This is a genomic window from Agrobacterium sp. A3-95 (assembly GCF_053521785.1).
Map to the genome: position 1 here is coordinate 170,089 of NZ_JBNWDR010000010.1, position 17,682 is coordinate 187,770.

Here is a 17,682-nt window from a genome sequence, read left to right on the forward strand (position 1 = left end):
ACTTTGGAGGCCGCCCTCCCATGATGCGACTTGTATGTCAGGCTGCTCATAAAGATTGGAGGCCGACGCACTCTACTGTATTAATGATGGACGCACAGGCAGAAAGCTTCATGACCTTTACGATTGCCATAGATGGGCCAGCTGCGGCGGGCAAAGGGACCTTGTCACGCAAGATTGCGGAGACCTATGGTTTCCATCATCTCGACACCGGGCTGACCTACAGAGCCACGGCCAAGGCACTTCTTGACGCCGGCCTGCCGCTCGATGACGAGAAGGTCGCTGAAAAGGTGGCGCTGCAGCTCGACCTTGCCGGCCTCGATCGCGCGGTGCTTTCAAGGCACGATATCGGCGAGGCGGCGTCCAGGATTGCGGTGATGACCCCGGTGAGGCGCGCGCTCGTGACAGCGCAGCAGCGATTTGCGGCAAAGGAACCGGGCACGGTTCTGGATGGCCGCGACATCGGCACAGTGGTGTGCCCGGATGCGCCGGTGAAGCTCTACGTCACCGCTTCGCCGGACGTGCGGGCACGCAGGCGTTATGATGAAATCGTCGCCAACGGCAGCGTTGCCGATTACGACGCCATTTTCGCCGAGGTGAAGAAACGCGACGAGCGCGACATGGGCCGAGCCGACAGCCCGTTGAAACCGGCTGAAGACGCGCACTTGCTAGATACGTCGGAAATGAGTATAGAGGCGGCGTTTCAGGCCGCGCGGATGATTATCGACGCCGCCCTGAAGAAACAGGTTTTTCGCGGAACCGCTTGAATCGGTCCGCGTTTAGTCCGGAATTGCCTGAAGACATGTCCTTGCGCCGGGAAGCCTTTTAAAAAGGCGGGCATGGGTTCGGGTATCAACAACGCTAGCCCACCGGCGCTTTTGTATTCGCTCTCGCGCGGATGCAATCAGGAGATTTCATGTCAGTATCTACCCCCACGCGCGAAGATTTCGCAGCGCTTCTCGAAGAATCCTTTGCCTCTAACGATCTTGCCGAAGGCTATGTTGCCAAGGGTATCGTAACGGCAATCGAGAAGGACGTTGCCATCGTCGACGTTGGCCTCAAGGTTGAAGGCCGCGTACCGTTGAAGGAATTCGGCGCGAAGTCCAAGGACGGCACGCTGAAGGTCGGCGACGAAGTCGAAGTTTACGTCGAGCGCATCGAAAACGCACTCGGCGAAGCCGTTCTGTCGCGCGAGAAGGCTCGCCGCGAAGAGAGCTGGGTCAAGCTCGAAGCCAAGTTCGAAGCTGGCGAGCGCGTCGAAGGCGTTATCTTCAACCAGGTCAAGGGTGGTTTCACCGTCGATCTGGACGGCGCCGTTGCCTTCCTTCCGCGTTCGCAGGTCGACATCCGTCCGATCCGCGACGTTACCCCGCTGATGCACAACCCGCAGCCCTTCGAAATCCTCAAGATGGACAAGCGTCGCGGCAACATCGTTGTCTCGCGCCGCACGGTTCTCGAAGAGTCCCGCGCCGAGCAGCGTTCTGAAATCGTTCAGAACCTCGAAGAAGGCCAGGTTGTTGACGGCGTTGTCAAGAACATCACCGATTACGGTGCGTTCGTTGACCTCGGCGGCATCGACGGCCTGCTGCACGTTACCGACATGGCATGGCGCCGCGTCAACCATCCTTCGGAAATCCTCAACATTGGCCAGCAGGTCAAGGTTCAGATCATCCGCATCAACCAGGAAACCCACCGTATCTCGCTCGGCATGAAGCAGCTCGAGTCCGATCCGTGGGATGGCATCTCCGCCAAGTACCCGGTTGGCAAGAAGATCTCCGGTACGGTCACGAACATCACCGACTACGGTGCATTCGTCGAGCTGGAGCCGGGCATCGAAGGCCTGATCCACATTTCCGAAATGTCCTGGACCAAGAAGAACGTACATCCCGGCAAGATCCTGTCCACGAGCCAGGAAGTTGACGTTGTCGTTCTTGAAGTCGATCCGTCCAAGCGCCGTATCTCGCTCGGCCTCAAGCAGACGCTGGAAAACCCGTGGCAGGCATTTGCCTTCAGCCATCCGGCCGGCACTGAAGTCGAAGGCGAAGTCAAGAACAAGACCGAATTCGGCCTGTTCATCGGCCTCGAAGGCGATGTCGACGGCATGGTTCACCTGTCGGATCTCGACTGGAACCGTCCGGGCGAACAGGTCATCGAAGAGTTCAACAAGGGTGACGTGGTCAAGGCCGTCGTTCTCGATGTTGACGTCGAGAAGGAACGCATCTCGCTCGGCATCAAGCAGCTCGGCAAGGATGCTGTCGGTGAAGCCGCAACGTCCGGCGACCTGCGCAAGAACGCAGTCGTTTCGTGCGAAGTCATCGCCGTTAACGACGGTGGCGTGGAAGTGAAGCTCGTCAACCACGAGGACATCACCTCCTTCATCCGCCGCAACGACCTCGCACGCGATCGTGACGATCAGCGTCCGGAGCGTTTCGCAGTTGGCCAGGTTTTCGACGCTCGCGTCGTCAACTTCTCGAAGAAGGACCGCAAGGTCATGCTTTCGATCAAGGCTCTGGAAATCGCTGAAGAGAAGGAAGCCGTCGCACAGTTCGGTTCGTCCGACTCTGGCGCTTCGCTCGGCGACATCCTCGGTGCGGCTCTGAAGAACCGCAGCGAATAATCGCTAGAGATCGTTTTATATAAAGAACCCGCCGGAATTTTCCGGCGGGTTTTTTGTTGGCTATAGTGTTCGTGGCACAGGCCAATGGGCGGCGCGGAATTCAGTGCATGCCACTCATCTTGAGGTAATAATTTTCCGCACTGTCGTCGAAAGCCGCTGTCCGCGGATTTTCCCCATCCCCAATCTCGTCATTGGCGGCCACCCTCTCTTCCATCTCGTCCTGACCGTCGGGATTTTCGCCCTCCGCCTCGCCATTCGCTTCATCCTCGGAAAATGGACCACGCCCGCGATGCGGCGTTTCCGATTCGTGGTCCTCTTCCGCCGGTGGGTATGCGACGAGCGGTAACGGCGTGCCGTCTTTTGCCAGAGCCGCAGCGATCAGCGATTGCGAAGCCGTTTGTTCCAGCATCGCCATTCTTGCTTCCGGGTCGAGAGCGGCGCGGGGCATGGGCTGGGCTTCTGGCCGGTTGGTAATCGTCTCCGTTTCCTCCCCGGTCGGGTGGATGGGCGTTGCGAGGGCAGTTTTTTCGGCAGGCTGCTCTTCGAGTGGTTGCGGTATGGCGCCCGGTGGCGTGGCGGAAAGCTGGGCAGCGGTGGTGGCCTTGGCGGGAAGTTTGCCGGCCAATGCAGCGAGGAGCAGGTTTTCCATATCCTTGGCGCCAGCCGTGGACTGGCCGGATGGTGGGTTCAAGGTAGTGCGGATTTCCCTCGGCTCCAGCTTCATCGTGTCCCGATGCTGAAGTGCAGGGCGCATCTCGGCGTTCTCAGCCCGTGGCGGATTTGCCGGGCGGGCATCTGTCGAAGCTTCTTTTGTTGTGCTGCTCGTTTGCGGCTGAGGCGAGCGTACGGTGCTTTCGGCGGCTTTCCCTTCCGGTTTTGCCGCATCGCGCGGAGAGTCGGACATGTCGGCAGGTGGGGCGGGAAGATTGGCCTGCGGGCCTTGCGGCGCTGCCTGCGCCGCAACCATGGCTTTTATTGCGGCGGCGCTTTGGGCAAGCGGGCCGATGAGCATAGGCAACAGCCGGCCGGGCGCGGCGGCGGTTGCCGGTTGTGCTGTTGTTGTGGTGGTCGTTGCCGGGTTTGGGCGGCCGTCAGCACTCTGGCTCGGGCCGTTCTGCTGTCTCGCTTGTACTGGCTGCGCGGTCACCGGATTGGCCGAGTTGTTCTGCTGATAAGAGGACACCACAGCCTTCGCCGCAAGATCCGTTCCCTTGTAGCGGGAAAGCTCGATCAGCAGCGCAAGCCTTGCGGCATCCGGCCCGGTTGGCTGTTTCAGGATTTCTGCCAGCATCGAAAGGCTCAACCCCTGCAGGACTTTGCTGACCTGTTGTTCCAGCGCCAGGCGCTGCGGTGCGGGCAGGGCGCGCAGCGCATCCGTCAGACGCATCACATAGGTTTGAATGGCTTCGCCATCGCGCCTTGGCAGGTTCATCAGCTTGCCAAGCGCCTCCGCCAGAACGGCGGTGCTGCGGGAAAGCTGATATTCGCTGGCGAGAGAGGTGACTGCGGCTTTGGCGAAAAGACTGCCGCCATTGTCGGGAGCAAGATTGCTTGCCTGCGGCTGCACGGCCTCCTTCGGCTCCCCGCGCTGCGTCTGCGAGGCTGCGGCTCCATAGGCGGCATCGGCTGCCGGAATTTTCGGTACAGGCGGTAACATGCTGCGCTCCGTTCCTATCGATTACCGCCGCTGGCTGCGAAAGGGCCAGTCCCTGGCTCTCTGATCCGCATTTGGCCTATGTTGAAAGATTGCCGCGCCGGTGATGTACAGGTGTCATCTCGCCCGCTCATGCGGGAGCGCCGTGTGCGTCGCTGGCAGGAATGCCAGCTCTTCGCGATACACACAGAATCATCAACCCTGAGTCTGGGCCGCAGATATTAAGAATTCGCTAACCATAAAAATCGTGTCGATATGGCAATCAGGGAGAGACGCTGATGAACATGCGGTAAAGCCCGTTATCGTCGGAATTGACCGATGAAATATGGTCCGGTTCGCTATCCGCTGCCTCAAAGGCTTCCGGCGGCATCGCGTCGAGCCAGCTTGCCTTGGGAAAACCTCTCTCGGGGCGATTTTCCACGGGGGCGATGAGGTTGTCTTCCTCGCTTGCGGCAACGAAATTGTCGTCATTCGGCGCCAGTGGCGGAGCGGCGATGGAGAGCAGCGCTTGCGCCGCATTTGGTTCGGCATCGAGGCCGGCGCTGCCGGATATGCCGGAAATTTGAGACATGTTTGAACTCACATCATGTTTCGCTCAAGTGACTATCGGTAGCGGCGAGATCATGCCGCCTTCTTCTTCAGCAGTGCATAAATTCCATTGTCGTCTATCGAGATCGGCAAAATGGCGCTGCGGGCGTTATCGACGACTGCCTGAGCATCAAGCAGTTTTTCGGCGTCGTCTTTCTGATCGGTTTCCGTCTTGGTTGCGGCGTCTGTCTCTGCGGGTTCGTTGTCATTTTCAGCCGGGGCCGTTTGGCTAGATGGCGTTGCCGCGAGCACGGAGATAAGGGCGATTTCCGATGAAATATCGACCGGGCCTTGCCCGTCAGTGCCTTGGGCTTTTTCTTCGGCGGCAGCGTCTATGTGTTCCTTCACGACGTCCTGAAGTTTTTGCACATCCTCCAGCTTGCCCTGTGCGTCTCGGGTCTGGATATCCTCTTCCCGCTCCGCCGCAACTTCGGCATCGTTGATTTCGCCCATGCGGTTTTTGCCGCGTTCGGCCTGCAATTCTTCCTTGGTTTTCGGATCGGCAACGTCTTCCAGGCGCTGGATGACCTTCATGGTTTCCCGTGTCATGAATTGGGTGCCCTGCGCCTGATCGTTCAGCGCATTCTTCACGGCGCGTGCCGCATCGCCAAATGGGTTTGCGATTGCGGCGATCATCTGCTGCGCGGAAATACCAAGTTCCTTGAGGCCAGTCGATTCTTCGAGATCATTGACATTTTTGGGTGCGGTGGCGCGCACTGCCATGATTGCTTTCGACATCTGCACGCCGAAATCTTCTTCCTTGCCGCTCAGGCCGGCATTTTGGGCAATGCGTGCGGCAAGTGCTGCCATGGGCGCGGTCTTGGTAGTTACGCCGTTATTCAGGACTTCCACGACCTGCGCTTCCGAAACGCCGAAGGATTTCAGCGAAATCGTCGTGGCTTTTCCTGCCGCATCGGTTTTTTCAAAGCCGTCGGTCAGGGTCAGCGCGTCCTGAAGCCTTTGCGCGAAAGTGGCGTTCGATTCATCGTTTTCCTGGGTGATGCCAAGCGCAGACGAGAAACGGGAGACAAGCGAGGCGAAGGCATCGCCATCAGGCTTCATGGCGCCGAACAGATAGGCGCTTATCTTTTCATTGGCAACGCGATGGCTTTGGTCCGGCTGCGGCTGGGTCTTTATCGTCTCGTCTTTTTTGGTGCCGTTCGCTTTTTCCTGCTCTTCGCGATGGCGCTCCTCAATGGTTTCCACCATCGACCGCATGAGGTCGCTGACTGCAATGCTTGCCGTCTGCTGCAACGGTGTAATCATCTGGAAGTCCCCGGCCACCCAAAGTTGCGGCCGAGAATAGGCAGTTTCGGTAAATCAGTCCTTAAACGAAGCGTGAAACCGCTCAGCTATGGGCGAAGATATCCGTTTCGTCCCAGCCCAGAAGATCGAGCTTGGCACGGGTCGGCAGAAACGCGAAACAGGCATCGGCATGATCGAGGCGACCATCACGCACGAGGCGGTGGGTCAGCTTGTCGCGCAGCGCATGCAAATGCAGCACATCGGATGCAGCATATTCGAGCTGTGCGGGTGACAGTTTTTCTGCTGCCCAGTCGGACGATTGCTGCGCCTTGGAGATGTCGACCTCAAGCATTTCCTTCAGATTGTCCTTCAGCCCGTGCCGGTCGGTATAGGTGCGGGTCAGGCGGGAGGCGATCTTGGTGCAGAAAACCGGCGTCGTCGTCACACCGAACGTGTGGAACAGAACGGCGATATCGAAACGGCCATAGTGAAAAATCTTCTGCCGGGCAGGGTCTGCAAGCATATGGGTGAGGTTTGGAGCCTCCTTCTGGCCGGCGGCGATGCGGATGACATCCGCCGTACCGTCTCCAGGAGAAAGCTGAACGACACAGAGACGGTCGCGGCGTGGCACCAGCCCCAGTGTTTCCGTATCGATTGCGATGGCGCCAAGGTAGCGTGCGGCATCTGCGGCGGAAATATCGCCTTCGTGATAACGGATGGTTGCTGCCATTGTCTTGCTCCGGGAATGTCCAGTTCTTTGCTCCGGCTATAACGGAAAGACAGGTTTGACGATACCGTTTTGTAGGTCGCTCCGACGCGCCTTGGCGCATGTCCGCTTGGTACTTGCGTTTGCGAAAGTCTCCGGGTTAGGTTTGCGAAAATCCTGTTTCTCCAAATTGTATGAAATTTCCTATGACAAAGAAAATCTATCTCGCCGGGCCGGAGGTCTTCCTCCCGAATGCCCGTGAAATGCTCGACCTCAAGGCCTCGCTTGCACGCGAGGCCGGGTTTACGCCGCTTTCGCCGGGCGATTTGGAAATTCCGCCCGCGGACACGAAAATCGGCCACGGCTGCAACATCAATGCCATAGACGAGCGGATGATGCTGGAAGCGGATGCGGTCATCGCCAATCTCACGCCGTTTCGCGGCATCGCCGCCGATACGGGAACGAGCTACGAACTGGGGTTCATGTGCGCGCTGGGCAAGCCGGTTTTCGCCTACACCAATGTCGCGGCCAATCACTTCACCCGCATCAAGGCGCAATATGACGGTGTTGCCGCAATCGATGAAACAGGGCGCTATCGCGGCCCGGACGGTTTGTCGATCGAGAATTTCGACATGGTCGACAATCTCATGCTGCACGGCGGAATTTTGCGGCGTGGCGGCGTCGTCATCGTTGGCAACGCGACGGTAGAGGCCCTTTATACGGATCTCGAGGCGTATAAGCGCTGTCTGGCGGCCGCCGCTGAAAAATTACTGACACAGACTGATCCCGACAGAACGAATTTAGTGGAGACATCATCATGAGCGGTACCATCCTCATCACCGGCGCCACGTCCGGCTTCGGACAGGCCACGGCGCGGCGCTTCGCCAAGGAAGGCTGGAAGGTCATCGGCACAGGTCGGCGGGCGGAACGGCTGGAGGCGCTGGCGCAAGAACTCGGCTCCGCCTTTCACGGCGCTGCCTTCGATGTTACCGACGAAGATGCCACTAAAAAGGCACTTGCGGCTTTGCCGGAAGGTTTCCGGGACATCGATATTCTCGTCAACAATGCGGGGCTTGCGCTCGGCACCGCACCTGCACCGCAGGTGCCGCTGAAAGACTGGCAGACCATGGTGAACACCAACATCACCGGTCTTTTGAACATCACCCACCATCTTTTGCCCACGTTGATCGACCGCAAGGGCATTGTCATCAACCTTTCCTCGGTAGCTGCGCACTGGCCCTATGCGGGCGGCAATGTCTATGCCGGAACGAAAGCCTTCCTGCGGCAATTCTCGCTCGGTCTGCGCTCCGACTTGCATGGCAAGGGCGTGCGCGTCACCTCGATCGAACCGGGCATGTGCGAAACGGAATTCACGCTTGTTCGCACCGGCGGCAATCAGGATGCCTCGGACAATCTTTACAAGGGCGTCAATCCGATCACGGCCGAGGATATCGCCAATACGATCCATTGGGTCGCCTTGCAGCCCAAACATATCAACATCAACAGCCTCGAACTCATGCCGGTCAACCAGTCCTTTGCCGGTTTTCAAGTGCATCGGGAAAGTTGATTTCCAACGTTTTCTACGGGAGTGCTAAAAAACAAAGCAGGAATTTTCGAGCTATGCAAAAATGCAATGCTGCATTGCGAGACTTGCTCTGTTAAAAATCGCGGATACCGCTATATTCAAATCATCGAAGCGACGCACTCCTCCTCCCAGTGTCGCTCGATGCGGATCGGTGGTACTCCTCCTCCCAATCACCGATCAAGTTTGAAGCCTGCCGCACCTCCTCCCGCGGCAGGCTTTTTCCTTTTCTGGGCTTTTTTTTCCAATGCATCTAGCGGTGAGGTTTCTGCGCGCTGTCTGCGCCTGGATGACCGATACCCCGCTTTTCCCCTTAAGTTTCCGGGGGATTTCTGATTTTCCCGTCAAGGCGATGATTGTCGAAATCGGGCGCGTATCGATCACGATTTCGTTATGTCTAGATGAATATGCACAGTTTTGTGGCGGTGCATGGTGTTGGCCCATTGCTTAGGCCCCGGCCTGTGTTTAAGCATTGGCAAAAGAACGCTTGGGAGTTGCCGACACGCTTGTGTCTGTGCGCCTGAAAGCGGCGGGGAGAGAATGGCAGACTTTCAAGAGGCGCTGAAGCGGTTTCAGCCGATCGCGGTTTCATCGATCGCTGAAGACGAGCTCGGGTTGCGGTTGCGCGGCCTGCAAGCGCAACTAATCCAGCAAAATATCAAGGCGGTCTGGCTCGATGCATCATCGTCGCTGACCTATTATACTGGCCTGTCGCTTGGTCTTTCGGAGCGCATTCACGGCGCCCTGGTGCCGGCAGAAGGCAAGCCGGTCTATGTCAGTCCGGCATTTGAGGAGCCGAAACTACGGACGATGATCCGTGTCGAGGGCGAAGTTGCCGTCTGGGAAGAGGATGAAAGTCCTTTTGACCTGATGGCAAAGCGAATCGAAGCGCTCGGCTGTCCCGGCCACCTTGTCGCGATCGATCCTGCCACTCCTTTCGTTTTCGCATCGGCCCTGATGCAGCGTCTGGAAGGCCGCATCATTTCCGCCCAGCCGATGATTGTCGCACAGCGGCAGGTCAAATCCGCAGCCGAGATTGCCATCATCCAGGCGGCGATGGATGCGAGCTACGGCGTGCAGAAGGCCGTGTTCGAGGGGCTGCGTCCCGGCATATCCACGACGGAAGTGGCTGACTTCGTTAACACCGCACATGTTGCGCTTGGCATGAAGCCGCTTTTCGTGGCGGTTCAGTTCGGCGAGGCGACGGCTTATCCGCATGGCGTGCCCTATGCGCAGACGCTTGTTGACGGCGACATGGTGCTGGTCGATCTCGGCGGCATCCTTCATGGCTATCGTTCGGATATCACCCGCACCTATGTGTTCGGCCAGCCGACGGAACGGCAGCGTTTTCTCTGGAACGCCGAGCGGGACGCGCAGGCTGCTGCCTTTGACGCGGCCCGGGTCGGGGCTGCCTGCTCGGACGTGGACAAGGCCGCGCGCGACAGCCTGAAAGCGGCCGGTTTTGGGCCGGATTATCAGGTTCCGGGTCTACCGCATCGCACCGGCCATGGGCTTGGGCTGGATATTCACGAAGAACCCTATATCGTTGCAGGAAATGCCACGGCACTTCAGCCGGGAATGTGCTTTTCCATCGAGCCGATGCTGTGCGTTTATGGGGAATGCGGCGTCCGTCTCGAGGATATAGCTTATATGACGGAGGCGGGACCACGCTGGTTCTGCCCGCCGGAAAAGAACCTCGACCGGCTGTTCCAGCCGGTCGCCGGGTAATTGGTCGGGAGGCACAGGACCGAACGGCGACACGGGGCTCCGCGTCGTCGCTGACCAGGACAGGTAGGCCCCTTAAAACGGGGTCGCATAAACTCAGAAAAAGAGGGAAAGGACCACCAGATGAAAACGCTGACCCGCAGTTTGCTTATAGCCTCTGCGCTTGCGATGGCTTCCGCCGTGCCCGCCATGGCGAAGACCTTCGTTTATTGCTCCGAGGCATCTCCGGAAGGCTTCGATCCTTCGCCTTACACCGCCGGCGGCACCTTCGATGCCTCCGCGCATCCGGTCTACAACCGTCTGACCGAGTTCAAGAAGGGCACGACCGAAGTTGAGCCAGGCCTTGCCGAAAAGTGGGAAGTTTCGAGCGATGGCCTCGAATACACGTTCCACCTGCGCAAGGGCGTAAAGTGGCACTCTAACGAGAAGTTCACGCCAAGCCGCGATTTCAACGCCGATGACGTGATCTTCAGCTACAACCGCCAGGGTGACACAAAGAACCCGTGGAACCAGTATATCGCAGGCATCACCTACGAATATTACAACTCCATGGAAATGCCGTCGCTGATCAAGGAAATCGTCAAGGTTGACGATTACACCGTGAAGTTCGTGCTGACCCGTCCTGAAGCACCGTTCCTTGCCAATATCGCGATGCCTTTCGCTTCGATCGTTTCGAAGGAATATGCTGATACGCTTGATAAGGCCGGCACCAAGGAAGACTTCAACAACCTGCCGATCGGCACCGGCCCGTTCAAGTTCGTCGCCTATCAGAAGGACGCGGTCATCCGCTACCAGAAGAACGCCGACTACTGGGGCGAAGCTCCCAAGATCGACGATCTGATCTTCGCGATCACGCCGGACGCTGCCGTTCGTCTGCAGAAGCTGAAGGCTGGCGAATGCCACCTTATGCCTTATCCGGCCCCGGCCGACCTCGCCACCATTCGTGCCGATTCCAACCTCAAGCTCGATGAACAGCCGGGCCTGAACGTTGCCTACTTCGCCTACAACACCACCGTTGCACCTTTCGACAAGCCGGAAGTCCGCAAGGCGCTGAACATGGCGATGAACAAGCAGGCGATCATCGACGCCGTATTCCAGGGCGCCGGCACGGTTGCCAAGAACCCGATCCCGCCGACGATGTGGTCCTACAACGACAGCATCAAGGACGATCCTTACGATCCGGAAGCTGCCAAGAAGGCTCTCGAAGCCGCTGGCGTCAAGGATCTGACGATGAAGATCTGGGCGATGCCGGTTCAGCGTCCATACATGCCGAATGCCCGCCGCACCGCCGAGCTGATCCAGTCGGATTTCGCGAAGGTTGGCGTCAAGGCCGAGATCGTCTCCTTCGAATGGGGTGAATACCTCAAGAAGTCGACTGAAGTGAACCGCGACGGTGCCGTCATCCTCGGCTGGACCGGCGACAACGGTGACCCTGATAACTTCATGGGCGTTCTGCTTTCCTGCGCTGCAACCGGCGAAGGCGGTGCAAACCGTGCTCAGTGGTGCAACAAGGAGTTCTCCGAACTGCTTTCCAAGGCAAAGCAGACCACTGACGTTGCCGAGCGCACAAAGCTTTATGAGCAGGCGCAGGTGATCTTCAAGGAACAGGCTCCGTGGGCGACGCTTGCGCACTCCACGCAGTTCGTTCCGATGTCCGCCAAGGTTTCCGGCTTCACCATGAGCCCGCTTGGCGACTTCACCTTCGAATCCGTCGATATCGCTGAGTAATCCCAAACAACAGGACGCGCGGAAGAACTCAGGTTCTTTCGCGCGTCTTTTCAGGAAAAAACCATGATCCGGTTCATTTTCGGCAAACTTCTCTATCTCGTTCCGACATTTCTCGGGATTACCATCGTTGCCTTTGCCTTCGTTCGCGTCCTGCCGGGCGATCCCGTGCTGTTGATGGCGGGGGAGCGCGGCATTTCGCCCGAGCGGCATGCACAACTTGCCGAACAGCTCGGCTTCAGCCAGCCTATCTGGCAGCAATATCTCCATTTTCTGGGGCGGCTGCTTCAGGGTGATCTCGGCAATTCGCTGGTCACCAAGAAACCCGTTCTGACTGAGTTCCTGGCGCTCTTCCCCGCGACAGTCGAGCTTGGCCTCGTCGCCATCATCCTCGCCACACTGATCGGTGTGCCGGTCGGCGTCATCGCCGCCATCCGCCGTGGCTCGTGGTTCGACCAGATCTCCATGACGACGGCGCTGGTTGGCTTCTCCATGCCTATCTTCTGGTGGGGCCTGCTGCTCATCATCATGTTCTCCGGCATCCTGCAATGGACACCGGTGTCGGGCCGTATCTCGTTGATGTATTTCTTCCCTTCCGTCACCGGTTTCATGCTGATCGACAGCCTGATTTCGGGGCAGAAGGGTGCTTTCGCTTCGGCTCTGTCACATCTCATCCTGCCTTCGGTGGTGCTTGCCACCATCCCGCTTGCAGTTATTGCCCGCCAGACACGGTCGGCAATGCTCGAAGTCCTCGGTGAGGATTATGTGCGGACAGCGCGTGCAAAGGGCATGTCGCCGTCCCGTGTCGTCGGCGTTCACGCATTGCGCAACGCCATGATCCCGGTCATCACCACCATCGGCCTGCAGATCGGTGTGCTGATGGCGGGTGCAATCCTGACCGAAACCATCTTCTCCTGGCCGGGCATCGGCAAGTGGATGATCGATTCCATCTCGCGCCGCGACTATCCGGTCGTGCAGAGCGGCCTGCTTCTGATCGCGGGTCTGGTGATGATCGTCAACCTGCTTGTCGATCTCACCTATGGCCTCATCAATCCAAGGATCCGTCACAAATGAGCGATGTGACCACAGCTCCCGGCGTCAGGCTTTCCGACGCCGCCATCCGCCGCCGGATGATCGCCGATTTCTGGTTCTACTTCCGCCAGAACCGTGGCGCCGTCGTCGGCCTTGCCGTCTTCCTTCTTCTGGTTCTGATCGCGGTTTTCGCAGCCGTGATTGCCCCACATGACCCGACCCAGCAATATAGAGACGCGTTGCTCGTCCCGCCGGTCTGGCAGGATGGAGGCCGTACCGCATTCCTGCTCGGCACCGACGCTGTCGGCCGCGACATGCTGTCCCGACTAATCTATGGCGCGCAATATTCGCTGTTCATCGGCGTCGTCGTTGTTTCCATCGCCCTTGTCGGCGGCATTGTCATCGGTCTCGTCGCCGGCTTCTTCGGCGGCTGGGTGGACACTGTCATCATGCGCGTGATGGACGTCATCCTGGCGTTTCCATCGCTGCTTCTGGCACTGGTGCTGGTTGCGATCCTTGGTCCGGGGTTGACCAACGCCATGATCGCGATTGCCATCGTCTATCAGCCGCATTTCGCGCGTCTGACGCGTGCAGCTGTCATGAGCGAGCTTCGGCGTGAATATGTCACCGCCGCCCGTGTGGCGGGTGCCGGCAATTTCCGGCTGATGTTCAAGACGATTTTGCCGAACTGCCTTGCACCTTTGATCGTGCAGGCGACGCTCTCCTTCTCATCTGCCGTTCTCGATGCGGCGGCTCTCGGCTTCCTCGGCATGGGCGCGCAGCCGCCCGCATCCGAATGGGGCACGATGCTGGCCGAAGCCCGCGAGTTCATCCTGCGCGCCTGGTGGGTCGTTACCCTTCCCGGCCTGACGATCCTCGTATCGGTGCTCGCCATCAACCTGATGGGTGACGGGCTGCGCGATGCGCTCGATCCCAAACTGAAGCGGAGCTAAGCGATGAGCCTGCTGAAAATCAAGAACCTCACCGTCAAGTTCGCCACCGCCACCGGCGCGTTCACGGCCGTCAACGGCATCGACGTCTCCGTGGACAAGCATGAAGTGCTGGCCATCGTCGGCGAGTCCGGTTCCGGCAAGTCGGTCTCCATGCTCGCCGTCATGGGGCTTTTGCCCGATACGGCGACGATCACCGCCGACGAGATGATCTTCGATGGTATAAACCTGCTGGCCATGTCGCCGCAGGAGCGCCGCAAGCTGATCGGCCGCGAGATCACCATGATCTTCCAGGAGCCGGTTGCCTCGCTCAACCCGTCCTTTACGGTCGGTTTCCAGATCGAGGAGGTGCTGCGCCTCAATCTCGGCATGGGCCGGTCTGCGGCGCGTGCACGCGCACTGGAGCTGTTCCGGTCCGTCGGTATTCCCGATCCGGAAACCAAGCTCAATGCCTATCCGCACCAGATGTCCGGCGGTCAATGCCAGCGTGTGATGATAGCCATCGCCATCGCTTCCAAACCGCGTCTCTTGATCGCCGACGAGCCGACCACCGCGCTCGACGTAACGATCCAGAAACAGATCCTCGATCTGTTGATGGATCTGCAGGAAGAATACGGCATGGCGCTGATCCTCATCACCCATGACATGGGTGTCGTGGCCGAAACAGCAGACCGCGTGGTCGTGCAATATAAGGGCCGCAAGATGGAGGAAGCGGATGTGCTGAGCCTGTTTGAGGCCCCGCAACATCCCTATACCAAGGCATTGCTTTCCGCGCTGCCGGAACATGCGACCGGCGACCGCCTGCCCACGGTTTCCGACTTCTTCGGCAAGGAGGGCGTTCAATGAGCATCGTTGTCGAAGGCAAGGGCATTACCCGCCATTATCACGTTCCGGGCGGCCTGTTCGGCGGAGCAAAGACCGTGCAGGCGTTGAAAGGCATCGATTTTGCCGTCGAGCGCGGCAAGACGCTCGCCATCGTCGGCGAGTCCGGTTCCGGCAAATCGACGCTTGCGCGCATCATCGCGTTGATCGACCCGGCATCCGGTGGCGAGCTGAAGATCGACGGCCAGCCGGTCGATATCGCAAAGCGCCGTCCCGGCACGGACATGCGCTCCAAGGTGCAGATGGTGTTCCAGAACCCCTATGGTAGCCTCAATCCGCGCCAGAAGGTTGGCGACGTGCTGATGGAGCCGCTTGTCATCAACACCAAAATGCCGGCGTCCGAGCGTCGTGAGCGGGCTGAAGCCATGCTCGTGAAGGTTGGGCTGGGTCCCGAACACTTCAACCGATATCCGCACATGTTTTCTGGCGGCCAACGGCAGCGCATCGCGATTGCGCGGGCGCTGATGCTCAACCCCGCACTTCTGGTGCTGGACGAGCCTGTCTCGGCACTCGATCTTTCAGTGCAGGCGCAGGTGCTGAACCTGCTGAGAGATCTCCAGGAAGAGTTCGAGCTGACCTACGTCTTCGTCAGCCACGACCTTTCCGTCGTTCGCTATATCGCCGATGACGTCATGGTCATCTCGAAGGGTGTAGCCGTGGAGCAGGGCACGCGCGAGGAACTATTTGCCGATCCGAAGCACGCCTATACGCGCCAGCTTTTTGCCGCCACTCCGGTAACGGATGTAGACGCCATCCGCGCCCGCGTAGAGCGCCGCAAGGCGGCACGGCAGGCTGCGACGGCTTGAGATCGACGATTGACCGATGAATAAGTGGAACAGGCCGGATTTCCGGCCTGTTGTTTTTTCAGGACTTCAAAAGATTGCGGGGGTGCGCTCAGGCGCCGGCCTCTCTCAGCAGACGCACCTGCCGCAGCGTATTCTGCCGGCTACGTTCCAGATGGCGCCATAGGGCGTCGATAATCTGGGCCTTGCTGCGGGCGGCTATGGCGTCGGCAATATTCTGGTGTTCCTCGACAGAGCGGGCGTAGTCGCCAAGGATCGATACGAAAACCGTGTGGGTCTGGTCGAGAATGCGCCCATGCGTGCCGGAAATGACCGGAATGCGCGCGGCCGAAACAAGGGCCGTGTGGAAGCTGCGATCGTGAAACAGCGCTTTGGAGAGATCGTCCAGCGTCGCGCTCTTGGCAAATTCGCGGTGTTTCGCAAGGCTTTCCAGAAGCTGCGCATGCAAGGCTTCGTCCAGCTGCCCGGCATCGAAGGCCACTTCCACAGCGCCTTTTTCCAGCAGCATTCTGGCGGCGTAGAGTTCTTCCACATCCTCCACGGTAAAATCGCGCACCACCATGCCGCGCCTTGAGGAATTGACCACCAGCCCGTCTGCCTCGAGTTTCAGGCATGCTTCCTTGACCGGCGTGGGGCTGATGCCGAGATCGGCGGCAAGTTCGTTGGGCAACAGCCGTTCGCCGCCACGCAATCTGCCGCTGACGATGCGCGCCCGCAGTTCCTGATGCGCTTGGTCGGCGAGCGTGACTTTGATCAGTGTGTTCATGGCAATACCATCGTCTAACCGCGAGTGACAGGCAATGACAGAATATAAAAAATAAAAAATTTTTTATTTTACAATGGTCGATTTTGCCTTAGCTGTATCCGTCATCGGAAGCTGGCTGCTGGAGGAGGGTGGCCGGGCAATCCCCTGAGGCTTCATCTCCTGCGGTCATTGATTGCGGGGCAGTGGCGACATTCCACTGGTTGATCGGTGGAGCTTCGATCAGAACGGAACTTCCGTTTATTCCTCCCCAAAGGCTGCTCAAGCGTCGAGGAATTGACCGATCATGAAAATAACCGCTGTTGAACCTTTCATCCTGCATCTGCCGCTGACATCGGAATCCATTTCCGATTCCACCCACAGCATCACCCATTGGGGCGTCGTCGGCGCAAAAATTACGACGAGTGACGGCCTTGAGGGCTACGGCTTCACCGGCACCCATGCGCATCTGCCGTCCGACCGGTTGATCACATCCTGCATCAGCGATTGCTATGCGCCTCTGCTGATCGGCGAGGACGCATCCGAACATTCGCGGCTGTGGACAAAACTTGCCCGTTATCCGTCCCTGCAATGGGTCGGCCGCGCGGGCATCACCCATCTGGCGCTGGCTGCGGTCGATGTGGCGCTCTGGGATCTGAAGGCGAAGAAGGCGGGCGTTCCACTCTGGCAATACCTCGGCGGCGCGCACACCACAGGGGTCGAAGCTTACAATACCGATATAGGCTGGCTTTCCTTCAACCTCGAAAATCTGCTGGCGGGCAGCGCCAGGGCCGTTGAGGAAGACGGGTTCACCCGCCTGAAACTCAAGGTCGGGCATGACGATCCGAATATCGACATCGCGCGCCTCGCCGCCGTCCGCAAACGGGTCGGCTCTTCCATCAGGATTGCGATTGACGGTAACGGCAAGTGGGATCTGCCCACATGCCAGCGCTTCTGCGCGGCGGCGAAGAATCTGGATATCTACTGGTTCGAGGAGCCGCTCTGGTATGACGATGTGACCAGCCATGCGCGGCTGGCACGCAACACATCCATTCCCATCGCTCTCGGAGAGCAGCTTTATACGGTGGATGCGTTCCGGTCATTCATCGACGCGGGCGCTGTTGCCTATGTCCAGCCGGATGTAACCCGACTTGGCGGCATCACCGAATATATCCAGGTCGCTGACCTCGCGCTCGCCAATCGCCTGCCTGTCGTTCCGCATGCCGGTGAGATGAGCCAGGTGCATGTGCATCTGAGTTACTGGCATCCGGCATCGACCATCCTCGAATATATTCCGTGGATCAAGGACCATTTCGAAGAGCCGATCCATGTGCGCGACGGTGTTTACAAGCGCCCGGAGCATCCCGGCGCCAGCACCACGCCTTTGGCCGAAAGCATCGCCCGCTACGGCAAAGCGGTGAAATGAAACAGAGG

The 17,682-nt window shown here is 58.9% G+C and carries 16 protein-coding genes; 11 read left to right on the forward strand and 5 right to left on the reverse strand.

Going from position 1 to position 17,682, the window contains the following annotated elements; all coding sequences use genetic code 11:
- Positions 1–83: 83 nt before the first annotated feature.
- Positions 84–764: a (d)CMP kinase gene (cmk, locus tag ACQZ5Y_RS23340; RefSeq protein ID WP_065658708.1), complete on the forward strand. Its 681-nt coding sequence runs from the start codon at positions 84–86 to the stop codon at positions 762–764.
- Positions 765–913: 149 nt separating this feature from the next.
- Positions 914–2,614: a 30S ribosomal protein S1 gene (gene rpsA, locus ACQZ5Y_RS23345; RefSeq protein ID WP_004431908.1), complete on the forward strand. Its 1,701-nt coding sequence runs from the start codon at positions 914–916 to the stop codon at positions 2,612–2,614.
- A 100-nt stretch (positions 2,615–2,714) separates the two neighbouring features.
- Here the strand turns inward: rpsA and ACQZ5Y_RS23350 are convergent, their stop codons facing one another.
- The 4 genes from ACQZ5Y_RS23350 to ACQZ5Y_RS23365 form a co-directional block, all read right to left on the reverse strand.
- On the reverse strand, positions 2,715–4,271 hold the full coding sequence (locus ACQZ5Y_RS23350) for a hypothetical protein (protein ID WP_112290779.1): 1,557 nt from the start codon (positions 4,269–4,271) through the stop codon (positions 2,715–2,717).
- A 259-nt stretch (positions 4,272–4,530) separates the two neighbouring features.
- Positions 4,531–4,839: a hypothetical protein gene (locus ACQZ5Y_RS23355; protein ID WP_004431913.1), complete on the reverse strand. Its 309-nt coding sequence runs from the start codon at positions 4,837–4,839 to the stop codon at positions 4,531–4,533.
- Between the two features lie 50 nt (positions 4,840–4,889).
- On the reverse strand, positions 4,890–6,122 hold the full coding sequence (locus ACQZ5Y_RS23360; RefSeq protein ID WP_111799405.1) for a hypothetical protein: 1,233 nt from the start codon (positions 6,120–6,122) through the stop codon (positions 4,890–4,892).
- Between the two features lie 82 nt (positions 6,123–6,204).
- On the reverse strand, positions 6,205–6,831 hold the full coding sequence (locus ACQZ5Y_RS23365; RefSeq protein WP_004431923.1) for a ribonuclease D: 627 nt from the start codon (positions 6,829–6,831) through the stop codon (positions 6,205–6,207).
- A gap of 182 nt (positions 6,832–7,013) precedes the next feature.
- Between ACQZ5Y_RS23365 and ACQZ5Y_RS23370 the strand changes: the two genes are divergently transcribed.
- The 8 genes from ACQZ5Y_RS23370 (at position 7,014) to ACQZ5Y_RS23405 (ending at position 15,509) form a co-directional block, all read left to right on the forward strand.
- Positions 7,014–7,628, forward strand: a complete 615-nt coding sequence (locus ACQZ5Y_RS23370) for a nucleoside 2-deoxyribosyltransferase (RefSeq protein WP_065663251.1) — start codon at positions 7,014–7,016, stop codon at positions 7,626–7,628.
- A complete protein-coding gene (locus tag ACQZ5Y_RS23375) occupies positions 7,625–8,374 on the forward strand; it encodes an SDR family oxidoreductase (protein ID WP_111799406.1) in 750 nt (249 codons plus the stop codon). Before ACQZ5Y_RS23370 ends, ACQZ5Y_RS23375 begins: the two co-directional genes overlap by 4 nt.
- A gap of 555 nt (positions 8,375–8,929) precedes the next feature.
- Positions 8,930–10,117, forward strand: coding sequence for a M24 family metallopeptidase (locus tag ACQZ5Y_RS23380; RefSeq protein WP_111799407.1), 1,188 nt, complete (start codon positions 8,930–8,932; stop codon positions 10,115–10,117).
- A gap of 120 nt (positions 10,118–10,237) precedes the next feature.
- Positions 10,238–11,842 (forward strand): ABC transporter substrate-binding protein, encoded by a 1,605-nt coding sequence (locus tag ACQZ5Y_RS23385; protein WP_004431933.1) that lies wholly within the window; start codon positions 10,238–10,240, stop codon positions 11,840–11,842.
- 63 nt (positions 11,843–11,905) lie between these two features.
- Positions 11,906–12,913, forward strand: a complete 1,008-nt coding sequence (locus ACQZ5Y_RS23390; protein ID WP_004431937.1) for an ABC transporter permease subunit — start codon at positions 11,906–11,908, stop codon at positions 12,911–12,913.
- On the forward strand, positions 12,910–13,824 hold the full coding sequence (locus ACQZ5Y_RS23395; RefSeq protein WP_004431940.1) for an ABC transporter permease subunit: 915 nt from the start codon (positions 12,910–12,912) through the stop codon (positions 13,822–13,824). The genes ACQZ5Y_RS23390 and ACQZ5Y_RS23395 overlap by 4 nt, the downstream gene beginning before the upstream one ends.
- A gap of 3 nt (positions 13,825–13,827) precedes the next feature.
- Positions 13,828–14,667 carry an ABC transporter ATP-binding protein gene (locus ACQZ5Y_RS23400; RefSeq protein ID WP_004431942.1) on the forward strand — a complete coding sequence of 280 codons (840 nt, stop codon included), beginning with the start codon at positions 13,828–13,830 and terminating at the stop codon, positions 14,665–14,667.
- The gene (locus ACQZ5Y_RS23405; protein ID WP_004431943.1) at positions 14,664–15,509 is read left to right on the forward strand and encodes an ATP-binding cassette domain-containing protein; all 846 of its coding nucleotides are present in this window, start codon (positions 14,664–14,666) and stop codon (positions 15,507–15,509) included. Before ACQZ5Y_RS23400 ends, ACQZ5Y_RS23405 begins: the two co-directional genes overlap by 4 nt.
- A gap of 88 nt (positions 15,510–15,597) precedes the next feature.
- Here the strand turns inward: ACQZ5Y_RS23405 and ACQZ5Y_RS23410 are convergent, their stop codons facing one another.
- Entirely contained in the window at positions 15,598–16,272 is a 675-nt protein-coding gene (locus tag ACQZ5Y_RS23410; protein ID WP_025595209.1) for a GntR family transcriptional regulator, read from the reverse strand.
- A 283-nt stretch (positions 16,273–16,555) separates the two neighbouring features.
- Here ACQZ5Y_RS23410 and ACQZ5Y_RS23415 point away from each other — a divergent pair, with 283 nt between their 5' ends.
- On the forward strand, positions 16,556–17,674 hold the full coding sequence (locus tag ACQZ5Y_RS23415) for a mandelate racemase/muconate lactonizing enzyme family protein (RefSeq protein WP_111799408.1): 1,119 nt from the start codon (positions 16,556–16,558) through the stop codon (positions 17,672–17,674).
- The last annotated feature ends 8 nt before the right edge of the window (positions 17,675–17,682 follow it).

Bases quoted from the DNA above. Each gene is read 5' to 3' on its own strand.
- ACQZ5Y_RS23375 (WP_111799406.1), top strand. From the start codon at position 7,625: ATGAGCGGTACCATCCTCATCACCGGCGCCACGTCCGGCTTCGGACAG.
- ACQZ5Y_RS23405 (WP_004431943.1), top strand. From the start codon at position 14,664: ATGAGCATCGTTGTCGAAGGCAAGGGCATTACCCGCCATTATCACGTT.
- ACQZ5Y_RS23400 (WP_004431942.1), top strand. From the start codon at position 13,828: ATGAGCCTGCTGAAAATCAAGAACCTCACCGTCAAGTTCGCCACCGCC.
- ACQZ5Y_RS23410 (WP_025595209.1), bottom strand. From the start codon at position 16,272: ATGAACACACTGATCAAAGTCACGCTCGCCGACCAAGCGCATCAGGAA.
- ACQZ5Y_RS23370 (WP_065663251.1), top strand. From the start codon at position 7,014: ATGACAAAGAAAATCTATCTCGCCGGGCCGGAGGTCTTCCTCCCGAAT.
- ACQZ5Y_RS23360 (WP_111799405.1), bottom strand. From the start codon at position 6,122: ATGATTACACCGTTGCAGCAGACGGCAAGCATTGCAGTCAGCGACCTC.
- ACQZ5Y_RS23395 (WP_004431940.1), top strand. From the start codon at position 12,910: ATGAGCGATGTGACCACAGCTCCCGGCGTCAGGCTTTCCGACGCCGCC.
- ACQZ5Y_RS23385 (WP_004431933.1), top strand. From the start codon at position 10,238: ATGAAAACGCTGACCCGCAGTTTGCTTATAGCCTCTGCGCTTGCGATG.
- ACQZ5Y_RS23365 (WP_004431923.1), bottom strand. From the start codon at position 6,831: ATGGCAGCAACCATCCGTTATCACGAAGGCGATATTTCCGCCGCAGAT.
- ACQZ5Y_RS23355 (WP_004431913.1), bottom strand. From the start codon at position 4,839: ATGTCTCAAATTTCCGGCATATCCGGCAGCGCCGGCCTCGATGCCGAA.
- ACQZ5Y_RS23415 (WP_111799408.1), top strand. From the start codon at position 16,556: ATGAAAATAACCGCTGTTGAACCTTTCATCCTGCATCTGCCGCTGACA.
- rpsA (WP_004431908.1), top strand. From the start codon at position 914: ATGTCAGTATCTACCCCCACGCGCGAAGATTTCGCAGCGCTTCTCGAA.
- ACQZ5Y_RS23350 (WP_112290779.1), bottom strand. From the start codon at position 4,271: ATGTTACCGCCTGTACCGAAAATTCCGGCAGCCGATGCCGCCTATGGA.
- cmk (WP_065658708.1), top strand. From the start codon at position 84: ATGATGGACGCACAGGCAGAAAGCTTCATGACCTTTACGATTGCCATA.
- ACQZ5Y_RS23380 (WP_111799407.1), top strand. From the start codon at position 8,930: ATGGCAGACTTTCAAGAGGCGCTGAAGCGGTTTCAGCCGATCGCGGTT.
- ACQZ5Y_RS23390 (WP_004431937.1), top strand. From the start codon at position 11,906: ATGATCCGGTTCATTTTCGGCAAACTTCTCTATCTCGTTCCGACATTT.